The sequence below is a fragment of the Streptomyces sp. NPDC053513 genome, assembly GCF_044544765.1.
GTDB lineage: Bacteria > Actinomycetota > Actinomycetes > Streptomycetales > Streptomycetaceae > Streptomyces > Streptomyces litmocidini.
Window position 1 is genome coordinate 164,605 of the sequence record NZ_JBITXP010000002.1, and the last position, 18,415, is coordinate 183,019.

Genomic DNA, 18,415 nt, shown 5'->3' on the forward strand with positions numbered 1-18,415 from the left:
CGTCAGCCCAACGGCTCGATCCTTCTCCCACTTCAGGAGTACATGCCCGTAGGGGCGTCGCGACGAAAGTCTTTTTCCCGGGACGGGCGGCCGAGGTTTTCCACAGGCCGTCGTCCGACCCCTTGACGCAGCCGCCGGGCATTGTCACATTCATCGGTGTCAAGTTACGAACGCGTAGCGCAGTCGGGCGCTCACACGGGACGGCGGGTGGCATGGCCTCAGCAGTGACAGGCGAACTCTCCGCGGAGCTGCGGGGGTTCAGGGAAGTGCAGCGGCTCTCCTACGAGTGCGCGGAAGCCGTCGCGGCCCAGCTCAAGCCGGGCGTGACCGAACGCGAAGCCGCCCGGATGCAGCGGGAGTGGCTCTCCGAGCGGGGCGTGCGGGACTGGTTCCACCGGCCCTTCGCCTGGTTCGGGGACCGCACGGCCTTCGTGGACTTCAAGGTCCCCCTGCAGTTCTTCCCCACGAACCGGCGGCTGGAGGCGGGGATGCCGTTCATCCTCGACATGGCGCCGGTCCACAAGGGCTACACGGCCGACATCGGCTACAGCGGCTGCCTGGGCCTCAACCCCCTGCACGACAAGCTGCTCGCCGACCTGGAGGCCCACCGCGAACTGATCCTGCGCGAGGTGCGCGAGCGCCGCACGCTGCGCGAGATATACGAGGACGTGGACCGGCTCATGGTCCGCCAGGGGTACGCGAACCGGCACCGCGCCTACCCCTTCGGCGTCATCGCCCACAAGATCGACCGGGTGAAGGAGCGCCGCTGGGCCCCGACGCTCTTCGGCTTCGGCACCCAGTCGCTCAAGGGGCTCGCGAGCGACGCCCTGCACGGCCACCGGGACGGCTGGTCCCCGCTCTGGTCGCCGTACAGGTTCTCCGACCACCCGCCCATGCCCGGGCTGTGGGCGGTCGAGCCGCACCTCGGTTTCCGGGGGACGGGCGCGAAGTTCGAGGAGATCCTGGTGGTCACCGACTCCCGGGACCCCGAGCAGAGTGCCTTCTGGCTGGACGACGATCTGCCGCACGTGCGGCGCTGGAACGAGGGAGCGGTCTGATGGCGGGGCTGAACGGGGCGCGGGAGCGCCGGGTCCGGACGGGCGGGATCGAGCTGTGCGTCGCCGAGCTGGGCGACACGGACCGGCCGACCGTCCTGCTCGTGCACGGGTACCCGGACTCCAAGGAGGTGTGGTCGGAGGTCGCGGTCCGGCTGGCCGAGGAGTTCCACGTGGTGCTGTACGACGTCCGGGGCCACGGCCGGTCGACGGCGCCGGTCCCGCTGCGCGGCGGTTTCACGCTGGAGAAGCTGACGGACGACTTCCTCGCGGTCGCCGACGCCGTCAGCCCGGACCGGCCGGTCCACCTCGTCGGACACGACTGGGGCTCGGTGCAGTCCTGGGAGTTCGCCACAGTGCCGCGTACGGAGGGCCGGATCGCCTCCTTCACCTCGATGTCGGGGCCCTCGCTCGACCACTTCGGGCACTGGATCAAGCAGCGGATGACCCGGCCCACCCCGCGCCGGGTCGGCCAGCTCCTCGGTCAGGGCGCCAAGTCCTGGTACGTGTACATGCTGCACACGCCCGTGCTGCCGGAGCTCGCCTGGCGCGGTCCCCTCGGCAAGCGCTGGCCTAAGCTCCTGGAGCGGGTGGAGAAGGTCCCCGCCGGCGACTACCCGACGTCCTCCCTGCCGAACGACGCGGCGCACGGCGCCTGGCTCTACCGGGACAACGTCCGGGCCCGTCTCGGCAGACCGCGCCCCGACGCGTACGCGCACGCGCCCGTGCAGCTGATCACGCCGACCGGGGACGCGTTCCTCTCCGAGCGGCTCTACGACGACCTGGGCACCTGGGTGCCGGACCTGACCCGGCGCACGCTGCCGGCCAAGCACTGGGTGCCGCGCACCCGGCCGGACCAGCTGTCCGCCTGGATCGCCGAGTTCGTCCGGGCCAACGAGGACGCGGCGGCCAAGGCACCGAAGCCGGTCGCGGCGAAGAGCGGCGTGAAGCCGGAGTACGCGGAGCGGTTCGGCGGACAGCTCGTCCTGGTCACCGGGGCGGCCAGCGGCATCGGCCGGGCCACCGCCTTCGCGTTCGCGGAGGCCGGCGCCCGGGTGGTCGCCGTGGACCGGGACGCCGAGGGGGCGGCCCGCACGGCCGAGATGGCGCGGCTGATCGGCGCGCCGGAGGCCTGGGGCGAGGCGGTCGACGTCGCCGACGAGCAGGCGATGGAGACGCTGGCCGCGAAGGTGGCGGCCGAGTACGGCGTCGTCGACGTCCTGGTCAACAACGCGGGCATCGGGCTCACCGGCTCCTTCTTCGAGACCTCGGGCGAGGAGTGGAAGCGGGTCCTGGACGTCAACCTGTGGGGCGTCATCCACGGCTGCCGCTTCTTCGGTGCGCAGATGACCGCGCGGGGGCAGGGCGGCCACATCGTCAACACCGCCTCCGCGGCGGCCTTCCAGCCCTCCCGGGCGCTGCCCGCGTACAGCACGTCGAAGGCGGCGGTGCTGATGCTCAGCGAGTGCCTGCGGGCCGAACTGGCCGACCAGGGCATCGGGGTGTCGGCGATATGCCCCGGCATCGTCAACACCAACATCACGGCGACCGCGCGGTTCGCCGGGGTCACGGACGCGGCGGAGGAGAAGCGGCGGCAGCAGAAGGCCTCCCGGTTGTACGGCCTGCGGAACTACCCGCCGGAGAAGGTCGCGGACGCGATCCTGGGGGCGGTCCTGCACGACCGGGCCGTGGTCCCGGTGACCCCCGAGGCCCGGGGCGCCCACCTCCTGTCCCGCCTCAGCCCCGTCGCCCTGCGGGCCCTGGCCCGCTGGCAGCCTCCGGCGTAGGGACCAGCGGTCGTACGATCCCTCTCATCAGGAGGGGCCCCGCGGCGACGGGGCGGTGGACGCGGGTGGTGGGAGCGGGTTTGGCCGAGCAGTCAGCACAGCCGGAGTACCGGATCGAGGATCTCGCCCATCACAGCGGGGCCACGGTCCGGACGATCCGCGCCTACCAGGACCGTGGTCTGCTGCCCCGCCCGGAGCGGCGGGGCAGGTCGAACGTGTACGGGGACGCGCACCTCGCGCGGCTCCGGCAGATCGCCGACCTCCTCGACCGGGGCTACACCCTGGCCTCGATCAAGGAGCTCCTGGAGGCCTGGGACACCGGCCGGGGGCTCGGCGGGGTACTGGGGCTGGTCGCGGAGGTCCACGGGCCGTGGACGGACGAGGAGGCGGACCGGATCTCCCGCGCGGAGCTGGACGCCCGCTTCGGCGGCACGCCGGACGAGGAGGCCATCCGGGAGGCGGTCGAGCTCGGTGTACTGGAGCGGCTGCCGGGGCGGGAGGGCGAGGAGTACCTCGTGCCGAGCCCCCAGGAGCTGGCGGTGGCGGCCGAGTTGTACGCGGCGGGCGTGCCCTTGGCGGCGATCACCGGTCATCTGAGGGAACTTCGCGATCAGGTCGAGCACATCGCTTCCCGTTTCCTGGAGTTCACGACCGAGCACGTCTTCGCGCGCTATCTGGAGCACCGGCCGCCGACGGACGCGGACGCGGCCGAGGCGGCGACGATGGTGCGGCGGCTCAGGCCGCTCGCCCAGCAGACCGTGGACGCCGAACTGGCGCGGGCCATGCGCCTGTTGGCCACCCGACACCTCCAGATCCACCTGTCGCCGGATCCGCCCCGGGTGAGGGACGACCAGCCGCGTGCGGTGTCGCTCCCGGCGGGGACGATACGGGCCGTGCAGGGCCTGGTCGGCGAGGAGGGCGTCGAGGCCTTCATCGCGGCGGCCACGGAACGAGAGGTAAGCAAAAGGAAATTGGACGCACTTGCCGCAAGACGTCACAAAGTCGAGGAAATTTAATAAATGCCTTGACCTGGCAGTCCAGTTGTCCACAGAATCTCAAACTCGCTTGTGGATAACTCCACTTGCTTGTGGATCAAACCTGGACGGGGAAGAAATCGAGATGGACGAACGCCGCACCGTGAAGGTGTCGAAGTACCTCTCCAAGCATCTCCGCCACCAGCCCGAGCGCATCGGGCTCGTCCTCGACGCGCACGGCTGGACCGAGATCGACGCCCTGCTCCGGGCCGCCGCGGAGCACGGCTTCCCCTTCACCCGTGAAGAGCTGGACCACGTCGTCGCGACCAACGACAAGAAGCGCTTCGCCGTCGAGGGCACCCGCATCCGGGCGAGCCAGGGCCACACCGTCACGGTCGACCTCGACCTGCCGGCCGCGGAACCGCCCGCGTACCTCTACCACGGCACGGTCGCGGACCGGCTCCCCGCGATCCGGGCGGAAGGCCTGCGGCCCATGGCCCGCCACCACGTCCACCTCTCCCCCGACCGGGAGACGGCGACCCGGGTCGGCGCGCGCCGGGGGCGACCCGTCGTGCTGAGCGTCGACGCCGGTGCCATGCGGCGGGCCGGTCACGTCTTCCGCGTCAGCGCCAACGGGGTCTGGCTGACCGACGCCGTCCCGCCGGAGTTCCTCCGCTTCCCCTCCTGATCCCGCTCCCCAGGGCCGTACGGCATGATCGTCGCCATGGCCCACCCGCACCTGCCCACCACCGAAGCCGTCGTCACCGCGATCCGCGAGATCGCCCGGGAGTTCCACCTGGAGATGACGGTGACCGATGACATCGGCGCGGACCAGACCTCCCGGCGCACCTCCTCCGGGGCGTTCGCCGTCCTCGACCCGGACGGATCGCTGCCGCACGAGGCCTACGTCGAGCTGGGCGGCTCCCCCTCGATCAGCGTCCGGGTCTTCCCCGAGGACGACGCCACGATCACCGTGGACGGCATCGAGTTCGCGGACGTGCCCCGCGACGCCGTCCCCGCCTTCCTGCGCTCCGTCCGCGGCGGCCTCGCCCATGTGAAGGGACGGTTCTTCCCGCCCGGCTGGTGGCTGATCGTCCCGCTCCCCGGCGACGAGACGTACAAGGAACTGATCACGGGCAGCACCCTCACCCCCTGGATGAGCTCCCGCGTCCGCTGACCGCCGTAGGCCCGAGGACCGCGCCCCTCACTTCCGGGGGAATCACGAGCGCCGGGAGGGAGTCGGCGTCACGGGCCCGGGAAGACGATGACCATGGGTGACATTCTCGTCGGCGCGTGTTCATGGACGGACAAGGCGCTGCTGTCCAGCGGCTGGTACCCGGAAGGTCACCGCGACGCGGAGGCCAGACTTCGGTACTACACCACGAAGTTCCCGCTGGTCGAGGTGGACGCCACCTACTACGCGCTGCCCAGCACGCGGAACAGCGATCTCTGGGTCGAGCGCTCACCGGCCGGTTTCCGGTTCGACGTGAAGGCGTTCTCGTTGCTGACCGGGCATCCGACGCGGCCCGGCGCGCTGCCGGCCGATCTGCGGCAGGCGGCGGCCGGACGGCACGGTCGGGCGGAGGCGGACCCCGGGCTGCTCGACGAGGTGTGGCTCCGTTTCAGCGGAGCCCTTGAACCCCTGCGCCGGGCCGAACGCCTGGGGACGGTTCTCTTCCAGTTCCCTCCGTGGCTCGCCCCGGACACAGCGGCGACGTCGATGCTGCGCCGGTGCCGGGAGCGCACCGAGGGCTGGCCGGTGGCGGTGGAGTTCCGGCATCCCGACTGGTGGCGTCCGGACCGCTCCGCCTCCACCTTCGACCTGCTGTCGGAGCTGGAGCTGTCCGCCGTGGCCGTGGACATGGTGCAGTCGCTCCCCACGTCCATCCCGCCGGTCACCCCGGTCACCTCCGACCGGCTCGCGGTGGTGCGCTTCCACGGCCGCAACCGCGCCTGGGGGACGGGCACGAAGGAGGAGCGGTTCCGCCACCGGTACACGTCCGAGGAGCTCTCCTCCTGGACGCCGGCCGTCCGCGTGATGGCCGACCGGGCCCGCGAGGTCCACGTCCTCTTCAACAACTGCTGCGGCGATGCGGCCGTCCGCAGCGCCGAGACGATGAGCCGCCTGCTCGGCACGCAGCCGGACGCCGACCGGGCGGACGGCCGGAATGACGCGGACGGCCGGGGTGGCACGGACAACCGGGGTGGCACGGACGGCCGGGGCGACGCGGACGGCCGGGGCGACTCGGCGGACGGCCCGGGTGGCACGGCGCCTCTGTTCTGAACGGCCGGCGGGCGGGCCGTCCGCCCGAACGGAGACCCGCCGGAGTCGACGCCCGGCCGGAGGGGTCCCGTAGGGTCGACGTCATGCGACTGAGTACGGTGATCCTCCCCATCCACCGGTGGAGCGAGGGGCAGAAGGTCTGGCGGCGGGCCGAAGATCTCGGGTTCCACGCCGCGTACACCTACGACCACCTCTCCTGGCGGAGCTTCCGCGACGGGCCGTGGTTCGGTGCGCTGCCCACGCTCACCGCGGCGGCGACGGCCACCGAGCGGCTCCGCCTCGGCACCCTCGTGACCTCGCCGAACTTCCGGCACCCGGTGACGCTCGCCAAGGAGCTGATCACGCTGGACGACGTCTCCGACGGGCGGGTCACCCTCGGCATCGGCGCGGGCGGCAACGGCTTCGACGCCACCGTGCTCGGGCAGGAGGCGTGGACGCCGAAGGAGCGGGCCGACCGGTTCGGCGAGTTCGTGGCGCTCCTCGACCGGCTCCTCACCGAGGACGCGGTGACGGAGCGGGGCACGTTCTACTCGGCCGACGAGGCGCGGAACGTCCCCGGCTGCGTCCAGCGCCCGAGGCTGCCGTTCGCGGTGGCGGCGACCGGACCGCGCGGGCTGAGGCTGGCCGCGCGGCACGGGCAGGCGTGGGTGACCACCGGCGACCCGAAGCTGTACGAGGAGGGGACGCCCGAGCAGTCGGTGGCGGCCCTGCGCGGCCAGGTCGAGAAGCTCGCCAAGGCGTGCGCCGAGACCGGTCGGGACGTCGCCGCGCTGGACAAGGTCCTGCTGACCGGTTTCACCCCGGACCGGGGTCGGCCGCTGGAGTCCGTGGACGCCTTCGTCGACTTCGCCGGGCGCCACCGGGAGCTCGGCTTCACCGAGCTCGTGATCCACTGGCCGATCCCGGACTCCGACTTCGCCGCCGACCAGACCGTCTTCGAGAACATCGCCACCGAGGCGCTCGCCCAGCTGGGCTGAGCGTCCCGCCCCGGCCCGCCCGGGGCGGGTGCCCGTCAGGCCGGTGCCCGTCAGGCCGTGCGCCGGGCGTGGCTCTGCCACAGGGCGAGCAGGACCGGGGAGCCGTCCGGCGCCGGGCGGGCCGGGCAGACGTCGAAGTGACTGACCCGGCACCTGTCCGCCGGCACGGCCGCGCCCAGGTTGGCGGCGGTCCCGTCGCCGCCGACGCGCCAGCGTCTGCCGACCGGGACGAGCCCGGCCGTCAGCTCCCCCGGCTCGATCAGGACCCAGCGTCCGCGCGCCGTGCGGTGCCACTCGGCGCCCGCACCGCACCGGTCACAGGCCGCGAGCACCGGAGCCCGCACGCCCGGGGGCCTGCTCCCGGGCCCCGCGCCGTCCCGTGCGGCACTGCCGGGCCCGAACAGGTCCCGTACGACGTCCCCCGGCCGCGCCCGCTGCGCCACGACGCGGGCGCCCCGGGGCATGGCGTCGGCCAGGCCGGCCAGGACCTCGCCCACGAGGACCGGGTCCCGCGTGGGGTGCGCCGCTCCGGCCTGCTCGCACTCCGCGCAGAGGGACATGCCGAGGCTCCTGACCCACGTCCCGTACGGCGCGCCGCAGGAGTCGCACTCCGCGGCTCGTCGGCCCGCGACCATGTCCCGCCCTCCCTGGAGACGCCGTCAGCTTCCAGGGGTCTTCCCCCGTCCGGTGGAAAACGAACGGGTGTTTACGGCCATGTCCTGGCGCACACCGAAGCGCACCGGCTCTGCGCCACCGCCGCACCGACTCCGCGCCGTCCCCGCGCCACCGCCGCGCCGTCCCCCCACCGGCTCCGCTCCGACCCTGCGTCGGCTCCGCCCCGCCCTCGCTCAGCCCTGGCGCTTCGGCAGGTGGCGGTAGCCCGGGTGCACTCCGGGGGTGAGGCCCTGCTGTTCCGCGATTCGCCCGAGGAGCGCCGTCAGCCGGTCCCGGTCCTCCTCGTCGAGCGCCGCGAACAGATCGTCCTCGTGCAGCGCGGCGACCTCGCGGACCCGTCCGAGCACGCGGCGTCCGTCCTCGGAGACGTACAGCTCGTGGTGGCGACGGTCCTCGGCGCTGCGGCGCCGCTCGACGAACCCCTTCTTCTCCAGGTTGTCGATGAGCGCGACGACCCGGCTGGGGACGACGCCGAGGTCGGCGGCGAGGGCGCGCTGACTCCGCCCCGGCTCCACGGCGATCATCCGCAGCAGGCCGACGTCCGGCGGGGCGAGGCCGAGCTCGCCGACGCGCTCGCCGAAGCGTCCCGCCGCGTGCGCCCCGAGCTGGGCGAGCAGAAACGCTCCGCCGCGCGGCGGCGGTCCCGCCGCCGCCCCGGGCTCTTCCACTGGTTGCCGGTCACTGTTCACGGGGCTATCGTACGCGACAAGAATGATTCTCCGCTGTGAACTATTCTCATGAGAGAACGGACTGGACCCGTGTCTGCAGCAGAAGCAGAGAGCCGGACCGACCCCCGGCCGACCGAAGCCCTCCGGGCCCCCCGAACCCGCCGGGAGGCGCAGGGAGGACCCCCTCCCGGCGTCCTCGCCGTGGTGTTCACCGGGCTGTTCCTGGCGGGGCTGGTGCTCGGCACCGTGCTCGCCGACGGCACCCCCTTCCCCTCCCCCTTCGGCGGGACCGGCGAGATCGTGGCGTACTTCCGCGCCCACTCCGACGCCGTCCGGATCTCCGGCGCCCTCCAGTTCGCGGCCTCGGTCCCGCTGGCCGTCTACGCCGCCACGGTCTCGGCCCGGCTGCACCGGCTCGGCGTCCGCGCCCCCGGCGCGACCATCGCCCTGGCCGGCGGCCTCCTCGCCGCCGGGTTCCTGGCCTGCTGCGGCCTGGTGGGCTGGACCCTGTCGCGTACGGAGGTCCTGGAGCTCCCACCGCTCGTCCGGGCCCTGCAGTACCTGGCCTTCGCCACCGGCGGCCCGGGGCACGTCGTGACGCTGGGCCTGCTGGTGGCCGGGATCGCCGTCCCCGGACTCCTCGCCGGACTGCTGCCCCGCGCGCTCGCCGTGACCGGCCTCGTCCTGGCGGCGGTCGCCGAACTCTCGACCCTCGCCCTGCTCCTCGACGGCGCTGCCCTGCTGCTGCCGCTGGCCCGCTTCACCTGCCTGGGCTGGCTGATCGCCGCCGGCTTCCTGCTGCCCCGGCGCCGCACCCGCACCGAGCCCCTCCGCCGCACCTCCAAGGAGCACTGACATGGCCGAGAACCTCACGGACAAGCTGGTGCGCTTCCAGCAGCCCGAGAAGACCCTCCACTACCTGGGCGAACTGCCCGACACCCGCCTCGCCGAGCTCTTCGGCCTGGACACCGAGACGTACCGGACGCTCCTGCGCGGCCTCGACGAACAGACCCGGGACACCGCGGCCGAACTCCTCGAGGACCCCGCCTTCGCCGCCCGCGCCGACCGGCTGCCCTTCCGGCCGGGGCAGCGGGTCGTGGCCCTCGGCGAGAGCACCACCGCCGACCGGCTCTCCTGGTTCTCGATCCTGCGCCACCTCCTCCCGGACGGCGTCGAGCTCGTCAACCTCGCCGTCTCCGGTTCCACCACCACACAGGCCCTCGCCCAGCTGCCCCGGCTCGGCTTCCTGCGCCCCGACTGGATCCTGTGCATGCTCGGTGCGAACGACGCCCAGCGGCTCGGCCGCGGCGCGGGGGCCGTCGGCACCCGGCTGGTCAGCGAGGCGGAGACCGAGCGCAACCTGCTCGCCCTGCGGGACCTCGCCGAACGCGACGGGCTCCCCGGCCCCGACCGCTGGATCTGGCTCACCCCGAGCGCCGTGGACCAGGAGCGGGCCGACTCCTATCCGCACTTCCGGCGCGCCGGCATCGGCTGGACGAGCGAGGACGTCGACGGCGTCGCCGACTTCCTCCTCGGGCGCCCGGAACTCACGGTCGACGCCCGGCGGGTCACCACCGGTCTGCACCTCGACGACGGTGTCCACCTCACCCTCGACGGCCAGCGGGCGATCGCCGTCGCCCTCGTGGACACCCTTGCGGAGGCGTCATGAGGCTCCTGCTCTTCGGCGTCACCGGCGGTACGGGCGCGCAGCTCCTGGCCCAGGCCCTCGACGCCGGCCACCGGGTCACGGCCGTCGCCCGCGACCCCGCCCGGGTCCCCGTCGCGGCCCCGGGGGCCGGCCTGACCGTCCTGCCCGGCGACGTGCTGGCTCCCGAGACCTGGCGGGAGGCGGTCGCCGGCCACGACGCCGTCCTCTCCTGCCTCGGCAGCACCGACCGCAAGCACCCCACGACCGTCTACTCGCAGGGCACGCGGAACATCGTCGAGGCCATGCGCGCCTCCGGCGTCGGCCGGCTGCTCTGCCTCTCGTCCGCGGGCCTGGAGGTCACCCCGGAGACGCCGCTGCCGCAGCGGCTCGTCACCCGGTACGTGATCCAGCGGCTCTACCGGCACGGCTACGCCGACATGGCCCGTATGGAGAGCTTCGTACGGTCCCCCGCCGCCGACGGCACCGTGTGGACGGTGGTCCGGCCCCCGATGCTGACCGACGGCCCGCTGACCCGCACCTACCGGACCGCGGAGAACGCCCCTCTGGCACGGCCGAAGTCCCTCTCCCGCGCCGATCTCGCGCACTACCTGCTCACCCACGTCGACGACCACCGCGCCCACCGGGCCGTCGTGGAGGTCGCGTACTGAGACCGCTCCACGAACACCACTCCACGAACACCGCCCCGCGGGCCCGCCCGCGGGATTTCTCCCACTCATCGCACTCATATGTGCGGCTCCTCGCACGCCCGTGCGTCCGGTGCGGAAGAATGGGGCGGTGACCTCTCCCCGTTCCCCGCGCCCTTCCGCCCCGGTGGCCCGGCTGATCGCCACCGACCTCGACGGCACCCTGCTGCGCGACGACAAGTCCGTGTCCCCGCGCACGGTCGCCGCCCTCGCGGCCGCCGAGCAGGCCGGGATCGAGGTCTTCTTCGTCACCGGCCGCCCCGCCCGCTGGATGGACGTCGTCAGTGACCACGTCCACGGCCACGGCATGGCGATCTGCGCCAACGGCGCCGCCGTCGTCGACCTCCACTCGGGGGGCACCTTCCTGGAGGTCCGTCCGCTGGAGCGGCCGGTCGCGCTCGACGTGGTCCGTGCCCTGCGCGCCGCCGCGCCGGGGACGTCCTTCGCCGTCGAGCTCACCACCGGCATCCACTACGAGCCGCAGTACCCGCCCTTCTTCCTCGACCCCGGCGCCACCGTCGCCACCGCCGAGAAGCTCCTCTTCGAGGAGAAGCCCGGCTCGGCCGCCCCGGTGCTCAAGCTGCTCGCCCAGCACCCCGAGCTCGACCCGGACGTGTTCCTCGCGCTCGCACGGGAGGCCGCGGGCGACCTGGCCGCCTTCACCCGCTCCAGCCCGACCGCGCTCATCGAGATCAGCGCGCTCGGCGTCTCGAAGGCCTCCACCCTGGCCCTGTGCTGCGCCGAGCGCGGCATCGCAGCCGAGGAGGTCGTCGCCTTCGGCGACATGCCGAACGACATCGAGATGCTGAGCTGGGCGGGCCGCTCGTTCGCCATGGGCAACGCCCATCCGGACGTCTTCACCGCCGCCTCGGGCCGCACGTTCGGCAACAACGACGACGGCGTGGCCGTCGTCATCGAACGACTCGTCACCGAAGCGCTCGCCGCCGGGCAGACCGCCGCCCAGGCCGGGGAGACCGCCGACTAGAACGGCACCGGGGGACGAGGGGCCGCAACGGCACGTTCCCGGCCACGGCCCGGCGTGCCACCGCCCCGGCACAGATCCGCGTGGTGGAGCAGCGCCTCCCGGGCCCCGCCGCAGAGCCCCCCGCCGCAGCGCCGCAGGCTAGAGCGGTGCCTCCCACACCACCGTCGTCCCGCCGCCGTCCTCGCCCAGGCCCGGTCCGCACCAGCTCGCGCCGCCCAGCGACTCGGCCCGGCGCGCCAGATTGCGCAGGCCGCTGCGCCGCCCGCCCGCCGGGATGCCGACGCCGTCGTCGGCGACCGAGAGGCGCACCCCGGCGGAGCCGTCCGGCAGGGTGACACCGGCGTCGACGACGACCTCGATGCGGCTCGCCCCCGCGTGCCGGAACGCGTTCGAGAGCGCTTCGCGCAGGGCGGCGACGAGGTTCTTGCCGGTGAGCTCGCCGACCGTCGAGTCGACCGCGCCGAGGAAGCGGTGCGCGGGCTTGAAGCCGAGCGGCACCGCCGCCATGTTGATCTCCCGCAGGACACGGGTGCGCAGCCCCGAAGGCGCCTCGGTGGGGCCCTGCTGGAGCGCGAAGATCGCCGTACGGATCTCCTGGATGGTCACGTCCAGCTCGTCCACGGCCTTGCCCACGCCCTCCCGCACGGCCGGCACGATCGACCTGCGCTGGGCGCTCTCCAGCATCATGCCGGTGGCGAAGAGCCGCTGGATGACCAGGTCGTGCAGGTCGCGGGCGATCCGGTCGCGGTCCTCGAAGACGGCGAGGCGCTCCCGGTCGCGCTGCGCGTCGGCCATCATCAGGGCGAGGGCCGCCTGCGAGGCGAACTGGGTGGCGAGCGTCCGCTCGGCCTCCGTGAACTGCCGGGCGCCGCGCACCCGGGGCGTGGCGAGCGCGCCGAGGACCCGTCCGCCGCTCTGCAGCGGCAGGATCATGCTCGGCCCGTACGAGGACGTCAGTCGGCTGATCATGCGCGGGTCGGTCGAGGCGTCGGCCACGAAGACGGCCTCGCCCTCCAGGACCTCCTTCACGACGGCGCTCTCGGGCGGGATCACCATGCCCAGCGACTTCGTGGCCCAGGGCGAGGAGACGGCGACGATCTCCAGGCCGCCCTCCTCGGCGGGCAGCAGCACGATCCCGGCGTCCGCGTCGGCGAGCCTGCGGGCCTGCTCGGCGACGACCGTGAGGGCGTCCTCCGCGTCGCCGCCGGAGAGCAGGGCGGTGGTGACGGCGACCGAGCCGTCGATCCACCGTTCGCGCTGCCGGGCCGCCTCGTACAGGCGGGCGTTGCCGATCGCGATGCCGGCCTCGGTGGCGAGGACCCGGACCATGTGCACGTCGTAGTCGTTGAACTCGCCGCCGCCGTGCTTCTCCGCGAGGTAGAGGTTGCCGAAGATCTCGCCCTGGACCCGGATGGGGACACCGAGGAAGGTCCGCATCGGCGGATGTCCCGGCGGGAAGCCCGCCGCGCGCGGGTCGGTGGACAGATCGGCGAGGCGGATGGTCTGCGGGTCGCGGATCAGCGCGCCGAGCAGCCCCGCGTGGCCGTCGGGGCGGTGTCCGATCCGGCGGACCACGTCCTCGCCGACGCCGAAGGTGACGAAGTCGGAGAGGCCCTCGCCCTCCTCGTCGACGACGCCGATCGCGGCGTACCGGGCGTCGGCGAGTTCGGCGGCGGTCTCGCAGATCCGGTCGAGGGTGGAGTGGAGTTCGAGCCCGGTGCCGACCGAGCGCATGGCCTCCAGGAGCTGCGGCACGCGGGCGGTGAGCTCCGTGGACAGGCCCTGGAGACTGCGGGCGGCCCGGGTGGCGGCTTCCAGGGGGTCCGGGGCGTCGGACGCGGCGGCGGTCATGACCTTGAGCCTAGTAAGCCCCATTTGGCGAGAAAAGTCGGCCTCCCTTTACCGACCGCCCCCTTGCCGGCCTCCCTTTACCGCCCGCTCCCTTGCCGGCCACCCCTTACCGCCCGCTCCCTTACCGGTCGTCTCTTACCGCCCGCTCCCTTACCAGCCACCCCCGTACCGGCCTCCCCTTACCGGTCGTCCCCCGTACCGCTCGCCGCCGAGGCGACGAGCAGATCGGTCTCCCGCTCCTGCTCCAGCATCCGCCGCAGCGGACCGTCCGCCACCGCGAGCTCGGCGTACGGGCCGCGCTGCACGGTCCGGCCCTCGTCGAGGACCACCACCTCGTCGACGGCGTCGAGACCGTGCAGCCGGTGGGTGATGAGGACGGTGGTACGGCCCTCGGTGGCCCGGAGCAGATCGTCGGTGAGCGCGTCGGCCGTGGCCAGGTCCAGGTGCTCGGCGGGCTCGTCGAGGACGAGGACCGGGAAGTCGGCGAGGAGGGCCCGGGCGAGCGCGAGGCGCTGCCGCTGTCCGCCGGACAGCCGGGAGCCGTGTTCGCCCACGAGCGTGTCGAGTCCGGCGGGCAGTCCGTCGACCCAGTCGAGCAGCCGGGCCCGGCACAGTGCCTCGCGCAGCTCCTCGTCGTCCGCGCCGACCTTGGCGAGCCGCAGGTTCTCGCGGACGGAGCTGTCGAAGAGGTGGGCGTCCTGGGCGCAGAGCCCGACGAACCGCCGGACCGCGTCGCCGTCGAGTTCCCCGGCCGGTACGCCGCCGATCCGGTACGTTCCGTGCTCCACGTCCAGGAACCGCAGCAGCACCTGGGCGAGCGTGGTCTTGCCGGAGCCGGAGGTGCCGACGACCGCGACCCTGCGTCCGGCCTCCAGGGTGAGCCCGAAGCCGTCGAGCGCGAGCCGCTCCTGTCCGGGGTGCCGGGCCGAGAGCCCGGCCAGCTCCAGCGGGAACGGGTCCGCCGGGGGAGCGGCGGGCGTCTCCGGCTCGTGTACGGGGACGGGGGCGTCGAGCACCTCGAAGACCCGCTCGGCGCTGCGCTTGATCCGCTGTCGGTACTGCACGGCGAGCGGCAGGCCGGTGACGGCCTCGAAGGCGGCGAGCGGCGTCAGGACGATCACGGCGAGGGCCACCCCGTCGAGCCGGCCGTCCCGTACGGCCTGGACGCCGACGAGGGCGGCGGCCGCGACCGTCAGGCCGCAGACCAGGGCCGAGAGGCCGGCGCCGAGCGCGGTGGCGGCGGCCTGTCGGGAGGCGATGGAGGTGAGGGCGCGGTCGGCGTCCCGCGTCCGTTCGATCCGCTCCCTGAGCGCACCGGCGACGGTCAGTTCGGCGCAGCCGCGCAGCAGGTCGGCCACGGCGGTCGCCAAGGTGCCGCGCGCGGGGGCGAGCCGCCGCTCGGCCCGGCGGGCGAGGGCCCCGCCGACGGCCGGCACGGCGACGCCCGCGACCAGCAGGCCGACGGCGAGGACGGCCCCGGCCTCGGGCAGCATCCAGGCGGTGAACCCGGCGGAGGCGACGCCCACGAGGAGCGCGGCGCCCACCGGCAGCAGCCAGCGCAGCCAGTAGTCCTGGAGGGCGTCGACGTCATGGACCAGCCGCGCGAGGAGGTCACCGCGCCGGGTGCGGCGCAGTCCGGCCGGGGCGATCCGCTCCAGGCGCCGGTAGACGGAGACCCGCAGGTCGGCGAGCATCCGCAGGACGGCGTCGTGCGAGACGAGCCGCTCGGCGTACCGGAAGACGGCCCGTCCGATGCCGAAGGCGCGCGTGGCGGTGACGGCCATCATCAGATAGAGCACGGGCGGCTGCTCGGAGGCCCGGGAGATGAGCCACCCGGACACGGCCATGAGCCCCACAGCGGATCCGAGCGCCAGCCCGCCGAGCACCAGCGCCGACACCAGCCGCCCCTTGAGCGCCCCGGCCATGGCCCGCACCCGCGCGAGCACCGCCCCACGACGTGCGGGCGTCCGTTCCGGACCCGTTGGGGGCATGCGTTCCGCCAGGGGCGGAACGGGTGGGTACGACGCCCCGGCAGACCCGTCGCCCTCCGTCGCGCCCGCGCCCCCGGGACTCACACCTGGAGCGGCGTTCCCGAGCGTCACCACCCGGTCGGCCACCGCGAGCAGTGCCGGCCGGTGCACGACCAACAGCACCGTCCGCCCCGCCGCCAGGCGACGGACCGCCCCCACGACCCCCGCCTCCGTCGCACCGTCCAACCCCGCCGTCGGCTCGTCCAGCAACAACAGGGGCCGATCCGCCAGGAACGCCCGCGCGAGCGCCAGCCGCTGCCGCTGCCCCGCGGAGAGTCCCGCCCCGTCCTCGCCGAGGACCGTGTCGAGCCCCCGCGGCAGCCCCGCGACGAACCCGTCCGCCCCGGCGTCCCGCAGGGCGTCCCGTACCGCCTCGTCGGAGGCGTCCGGGCGGGCGAGCCGTACGTTCTCGGCGATCGTCCCCGCGAAGAGGTACGGGCGCTGCGGGACCCAGGCGATCCGGGACCGCCACTTCTCCACGTCCAGCGATCCCAGATCGACGCCCCCGACCCGTACCGAACCGCCCTCCTCCGGAACGGCGAACCCCAGCACCACGTCGAGCATCGTCGACTTCCCGGCCCCGCTCGGCCCGACCAGGGCCACCGTCTCGCCCGGCTCGACCGTCAGTGTCGCCGCGTCGAGCGAGGGCTCGGCGCGCCCCGCGTGACGGACGGTCACGCCGTCGAGCTCAAGTCGCACGGAGTCCGGGACCGGCCCCGTACCGCCGCCCCGCACCGGGGCTTCGAGCACCTCGAAGATCTCCTCCGCCGCCGCGAGTCCCTCCGCCGCCGCGTGGTACTGCGCCCCCACCTGCCGCAGCGGGAGGTACGCCTCGGGCGCCAGGATCAGGACGACGAGCCCGGTGTACAGATCGAGTTCACCGTGGACGAGCCGCATGCCGATGGTCACGGCGACGAGCGCGACCGACAGGGTCGCCAGGAGTTCCAGGGCGAAGGAGGAGAGGAAGGCGATCCGCAGCGTGCGCATCGTCGCCCGGCGGTACTCCGAGGTGATCGCGCGGATCGACTCGGCCTGGGCCTTCGCCCGACCGAAGATCTTGAGCGTGGGCAGTCCGGCCACCACGTCCAGGAAGTGGCCGGAGAGCCGCGAGAGCAGCTTCCACTGCCGGTCCATCCGGGCCTGGGTGTACCAGCCGATGAGGATCATGAAGACCGGGATGAGCGGCAGCGTGACCACGATGATCGCCGCCGAGACCCAGTCCTCGGTGACGATCCGGGCCAGGACCGCCACCGGCACGACCACCGCGAGGCCCAGCTGCGGCAGGTAGCGGGCGAAGTAGTCGTCGAGGGCGTCCACGCCCCGCGTGGCGAGGGCGATCAGCGAACCGGCCTTCTGGCCGCTCAGCCACCCCGGCCCGAGCGCGGCCGCGCGGCCGAGGAGCCGGCCGCGCAGTTCGGACTTGACCGCCGCGCTCGCCCGGTGGGCGGCGAGCTCGGTCAGCCAGGAGACCAGCCCCCGCGCCACCGCGACTCCGGCGAGCAGCAGCAGGGGCGTGGTCAGATCGGCGACCGACCGGGCCTGCTGGAAGGCCCCCACCACGATCTCGGCGATGAGCATCGCCTGGGCGATGACCAGCACCGCTCCGACGACGCCGAGCACGACCACCGCACTCAGGAAGAGACGGGTGGCCCTGGCGTACCGGAGCAGGCGCGGGTCGATCGGTTTCACGTGAAACATGCCCCTCTGAAGAGCGTCGGCCGCCGAGTGCCGACGGGTGGCGTCGGCGGCCGAGTGGCGACTAGTGAGCGTCGGCGATGTGCTGCGTACCGATGCGCTTGCGGAACACCCAGTAGGTCCAGCCCTGGTAGAGCAGCACCAGCGGGGTCGCGATCGCCGCACACCAGGTCATGATCTTGAGCGTGTACGGGCTGGAGGACGCGTTCGTCACGGTAAGGCTCCACTCGGGGTCGAGTGAAGACGGCATGACGTTCGGGAAGAGCGCCAGGAAGAGCATCGCCACGGCGGCGGCGATCGTCACGCCCGAGAGCGCGAACGACCAGCCCTCGCGCCCCGCCTTGATGGCGGCGATGGCGCCGACCAGCGCCACCACGGCGACCAGCATCGCCGCGAGGCTCCAGCCGTCCCCCTTGTCGGCCTGGGTCCAGGTCAGGAAGCCCAGGGCGAGCACGGCCGTGACCAGGCCCAGCTTGAGCGCGAGCGCCCGCGCCCGGCCCCGGATGTCCCCGACCGTCTTGAGCGCGGCGAAGACCGCACCGTGGAAGGTGAAGAGGGTGAGCGTGACCAGGCCACCGAGGAGCGCGTACGGGTTGAGCAGGTCCCCGAGGGTGCCGACGTACTCCATGTCGGCGTCGATCTTCACGCCCCGGACGATGTTGCCGAAGGCCACGCCCCAGAGGAACGCGGGGATCAGCGAGGTCCAGAAGATGGCCTGCTCCCAGTTGCGCTGCCAGTTCTCCTCGGGCCGCTTCACCCGGTACTCGAAGGCGACGCCCCGGACGATCAGGCAGACCAGGATGACCAGCAGGGGCAGGTAGAAGCCGGAGAACAGCGTCGCGTACCACTCGGGGAACGCGGCGAAGGTCGCACCGCCGGCGGTGAGCAGCCACACCTCGTTGCCGTCCCAGACGGGTCCGATGGTGTTGATGAGGACCCGCTTCTCGGCCCGGTCACGGGCGAGCAGCTTGGTCAGGACTCCGATCCCGAAGTCGAAGCCTTCGAGGAAGAAGTAGCCGGTCCAGAGGACGGCGATGAGTACGAACCAGACGTCGTGGAGTTCCATGCCTCGATCTCCTCAG

The 18,415-nt window shown here is 73.3% G+C and carries 16 protein-coding genes; 11 read left to right on the forward strand and 5 right to left on the reverse strand.

Translation table 11 applies throughout. The annotated features are described in order from the left end of the window. The first annotated feature begins 212 nt into the window (after positions 1-212). The 7 genes from ACIGW4_RS03970 (at position 213) to ACIGW4_RS04000 (ending at position 7,077) form a co-directional block, all read left to right on the forward strand. Entirely contained in the window at positions 213-1,058 is an 846-nt protein-coding gene (locus ACIGW4_RS03970) for a M24 family metallopeptidase (RefSeq protein WP_359586643.1), read from the forward strand. Then, a complete protein-coding gene (locus tag ACIGW4_RS03975) occupies positions 1,058-2,842 on the forward strand; it encodes an SDR family oxidoreductase (protein WP_399578335.1) in 1,785 nt (594 codons plus the stop codon). Before ACIGW4_RS03970 ends, ACIGW4_RS03975 begins: the two co-directional genes overlap by 1 nt. Before the next feature lie 80 nt (positions 2,843-2,922). Further along, a complete protein-coding gene (locus ACIGW4_RS03980) occupies positions 2,923-3,858 on the forward strand; it encodes a MerR family transcriptional regulator (protein WP_399578338.1) in 936 nt (311 codons plus the stop codon). Positions 3,859-3,961: 103 nt separating this feature from the next. Then, positions 3,962-4,504, forward strand: coding sequence for an RNA 2'-phosphotransferase (locus ACIGW4_RS03985; protein WP_123453670.1), 543 nt, complete (start codon positions 3,962-3,964; stop codon positions 4,502-4,504). Positions 4,505-4,540: 36 nt separating this feature from the next. Beyond that, positions 4,541-4,993 (forward strand): hypothetical protein, encoded by a 453-nt coding sequence (locus ACIGW4_RS03990; protein WP_123457384.1) that lies wholly within the window; start codon positions 4,541-4,543, stop codon positions 4,991-4,993. A 93-nt stretch (positions 4,994-5,086) separates the two neighbouring features. Then, on the forward strand, positions 5,087-6,100 hold the full coding sequence (locus ACIGW4_RS03995) for a DUF72 domain-containing protein (RefSeq protein WP_399578343.1): 1,014 nt from the start codon (positions 5,087-5,089) through the stop codon (positions 6,098-6,100). A gap of 83 nt (positions 6,101-6,183) precedes the next feature. Further along, positions 6,184-7,077, forward strand: coding sequence for an LLM class flavin-dependent oxidoreductase (locus ACIGW4_RS04000; protein ID WP_399578346.1), 894 nt, complete (start codon positions 6,184-6,186; stop codon positions 7,075-7,077). 50 nt (positions 7,078-7,127) lie between these two features. On the opposite strand, the gene ACIGW4_RS04005 is transcribed toward ACIGW4_RS04000, so the two are convergent. Then, a complete protein-coding gene (locus ACIGW4_RS04005; RefSeq protein ID WP_399578347.1) occupies positions 7,128-7,637 on the reverse strand; it encodes a DUF6083 domain-containing protein in 510 nt (169 codons plus the stop codon). A 288-nt stretch (positions 7,638-7,925) separates the two neighbouring features. After that, positions 7,926-8,441: a MarR family winged helix-turn-helix transcriptional regulator gene (locus tag ACIGW4_RS04010; protein ID WP_399578349.1), complete on the reverse strand. Its 516-nt coding sequence runs from the start codon at positions 8,439-8,441 to the stop codon at positions 7,926-7,928. A 180-nt stretch (positions 8,442-8,621) separates the two neighbouring features. Here ACIGW4_RS04010 and ACIGW4_RS04015 point away from each other — a divergent pair, with 180 nt between their 5' ends. The 4 genes from ACIGW4_RS04015 to ACIGW4_RS04030 all read left to right on the forward strand — a co-directional run bounded on the left by ACIGW4_RS04015 (position 8,622) and on the right by ACIGW4_RS04030 (position 11,757). Beyond that, positions 8,622-9,275: a hypothetical protein gene (locus ACIGW4_RS04015; RefSeq protein ID WP_398707957.1), complete on the forward strand. Its 654-nt coding sequence runs from the start codon at positions 8,622-8,624 to the stop codon at positions 9,273-9,275. 1 nt (position 9,276) lies between these two features. After that, positions 9,277-10,089 (forward strand): SGNH/GDSL hydrolase family protein, encoded by an 813-nt coding sequence (locus ACIGW4_RS04020; protein WP_399578352.1) that lies wholly within the window; start codon positions 9,277-9,279, stop codon positions 10,087-10,089. After that, positions 10,086-10,736 carry an NAD(P)-dependent oxidoreductase gene (locus tag ACIGW4_RS04025; RefSeq protein ID WP_398707961.1) on the forward strand — a complete coding sequence of 217 codons (651 nt, stop codon included), beginning with the start codon at positions 10,086-10,088 and terminating at the stop codon, positions 10,734-10,736. The genes ACIGW4_RS04020 and ACIGW4_RS04025 overlap by 4 nt, the downstream gene beginning before the upstream one ends. Positions 10,737-10,863: 127 nt before the next feature. Further along, entirely contained in the window at positions 10,864-11,757 is an 894-nt protein-coding gene (locus tag ACIGW4_RS04030) for a Cof-type HAD-IIB family hydrolase (protein WP_399578354.1), read from the forward strand. A 138-nt stretch (positions 11,758-11,895) separates the two neighbouring features. Here ACIGW4_RS04030 and ACIGW4_RS04035 read toward each other — a convergent pair whose 3' ends face one another. The 3 genes from ACIGW4_RS04035 to cydB form a co-directional block, all read right to left on the reverse strand. After that, positions 11,896-13,608 (reverse strand): GAF domain-containing sensor histidine kinase, encoded by a 1,713-nt coding sequence (locus ACIGW4_RS04035; RefSeq protein WP_399578357.1) that lies wholly within the window; start codon positions 13,606-13,608, stop codon positions 11,896-11,898. Positions 13,609-13,787: 179 nt separating this feature from the next. Beyond that, positions 13,788-17,336 carry a thiol reductant ABC exporter subunit CydD gene (cydD, locus tag ACIGW4_RS04040; protein ID WP_399578359.1) on the reverse strand — a complete coding sequence of 1,183 codons (3,549 nt, stop codon included), beginning with the start codon at positions 17,334-17,336 and terminating at the stop codon, positions 13,788-13,790. Between the two features lie 61 nt (positions 17,337-17,397). Beyond that, a complete protein-coding gene (cydB, locus tag ACIGW4_RS04045) occupies positions 17,398-18,399 on the reverse strand; it encodes a cytochrome d ubiquinol oxidase subunit II (protein WP_123453652.1) in 1,002 nt (333 codons plus the stop codon). Between the last annotated feature and the right edge of the window lie 16 nt (positions 18,400-18,415).

Excerpts from the sequence above, each read along its gene's own strand:
- ACIGW4_RS03970 (WP_359586643.1), top strand. The coding sequence starts at position 213 with ATGGCCTCAGCAGTGACAGGCGAACTCTCCGCGGAGCTGCGGGGGTTC.
- ACIGW4_RS03975 (WP_399578335.1), top strand. The coding sequence starts at position 1,058 with ATGGCGGGGCTGAACGGGGCGCGGGAGCGCCGGGTCCGGACGGGCGGG.
- ACIGW4_RS03985 (WP_123453670.1), top strand. The coding sequence starts at position 3,962 with ATGGACGAACGCCGCACCGTGAAGGTGTCGAAGTACCTCTCCAAGCAT.
- ACIGW4_RS03990 (WP_123457384.1), top strand. The coding sequence starts at position 4,541 with ATGGCCCACCCGCACCTGCCCACCACCGAAGCCGTCGTCACCGCGATC.
- ACIGW4_RS03995 (WP_399578343.1), top strand. The coding sequence starts at position 5,087 with ATGGGTGACATTCTCGTCGGCGCGTGTTCATGGACGGACAAGGCGCTG.
- ACIGW4_RS04000 (WP_399578346.1), top strand. The coding sequence starts at position 6,184 with ATGCGACTGAGTACGGTGATCCTCCCCATCCACCGGTGGAGCGAGGGG.
- ACIGW4_RS04005 (WP_399578347.1), bottom strand. The coding sequence starts at position 7,637 with ATGTCCCTCTGCGCGGAGTGCGAGCAGGCCGGAGCGGCGCACCCCACG.
- ACIGW4_RS04020 (WP_399578352.1), top strand. The coding sequence starts at position 9,277 with ATGGCCGAGAACCTCACGGACAAGCTGGTGCGCTTCCAGCAGCCCGAG.
- ACIGW4_RS04025 (WP_398707961.1), top strand. The coding sequence starts at position 10,086 with ATGAGGCTCCTGCTCTTCGGCGTCACCGGCGGTACGGGCGCGCAGCTC.
- ACIGW4_RS04035 (WP_399578357.1), bottom strand. The coding sequence starts at position 13,608 with ATGACCGCCGCCGCGTCCGACGCCCCGGACCCCCTGGAAGCCGCCACC.
- cydD (WP_399578359.1), bottom strand. The coding sequence starts at position 17,336 with ATGTTTCACGTGAAACCGATCGACCCGCGCCTGCTCCGGTACGCCAGG.
- cydB (WP_123453652.1), bottom strand. The coding sequence starts at position 18,399 with ATGGAACTCCACGACGTCTGGTTCGTACTCATCGCCGTCCTCTGGACC.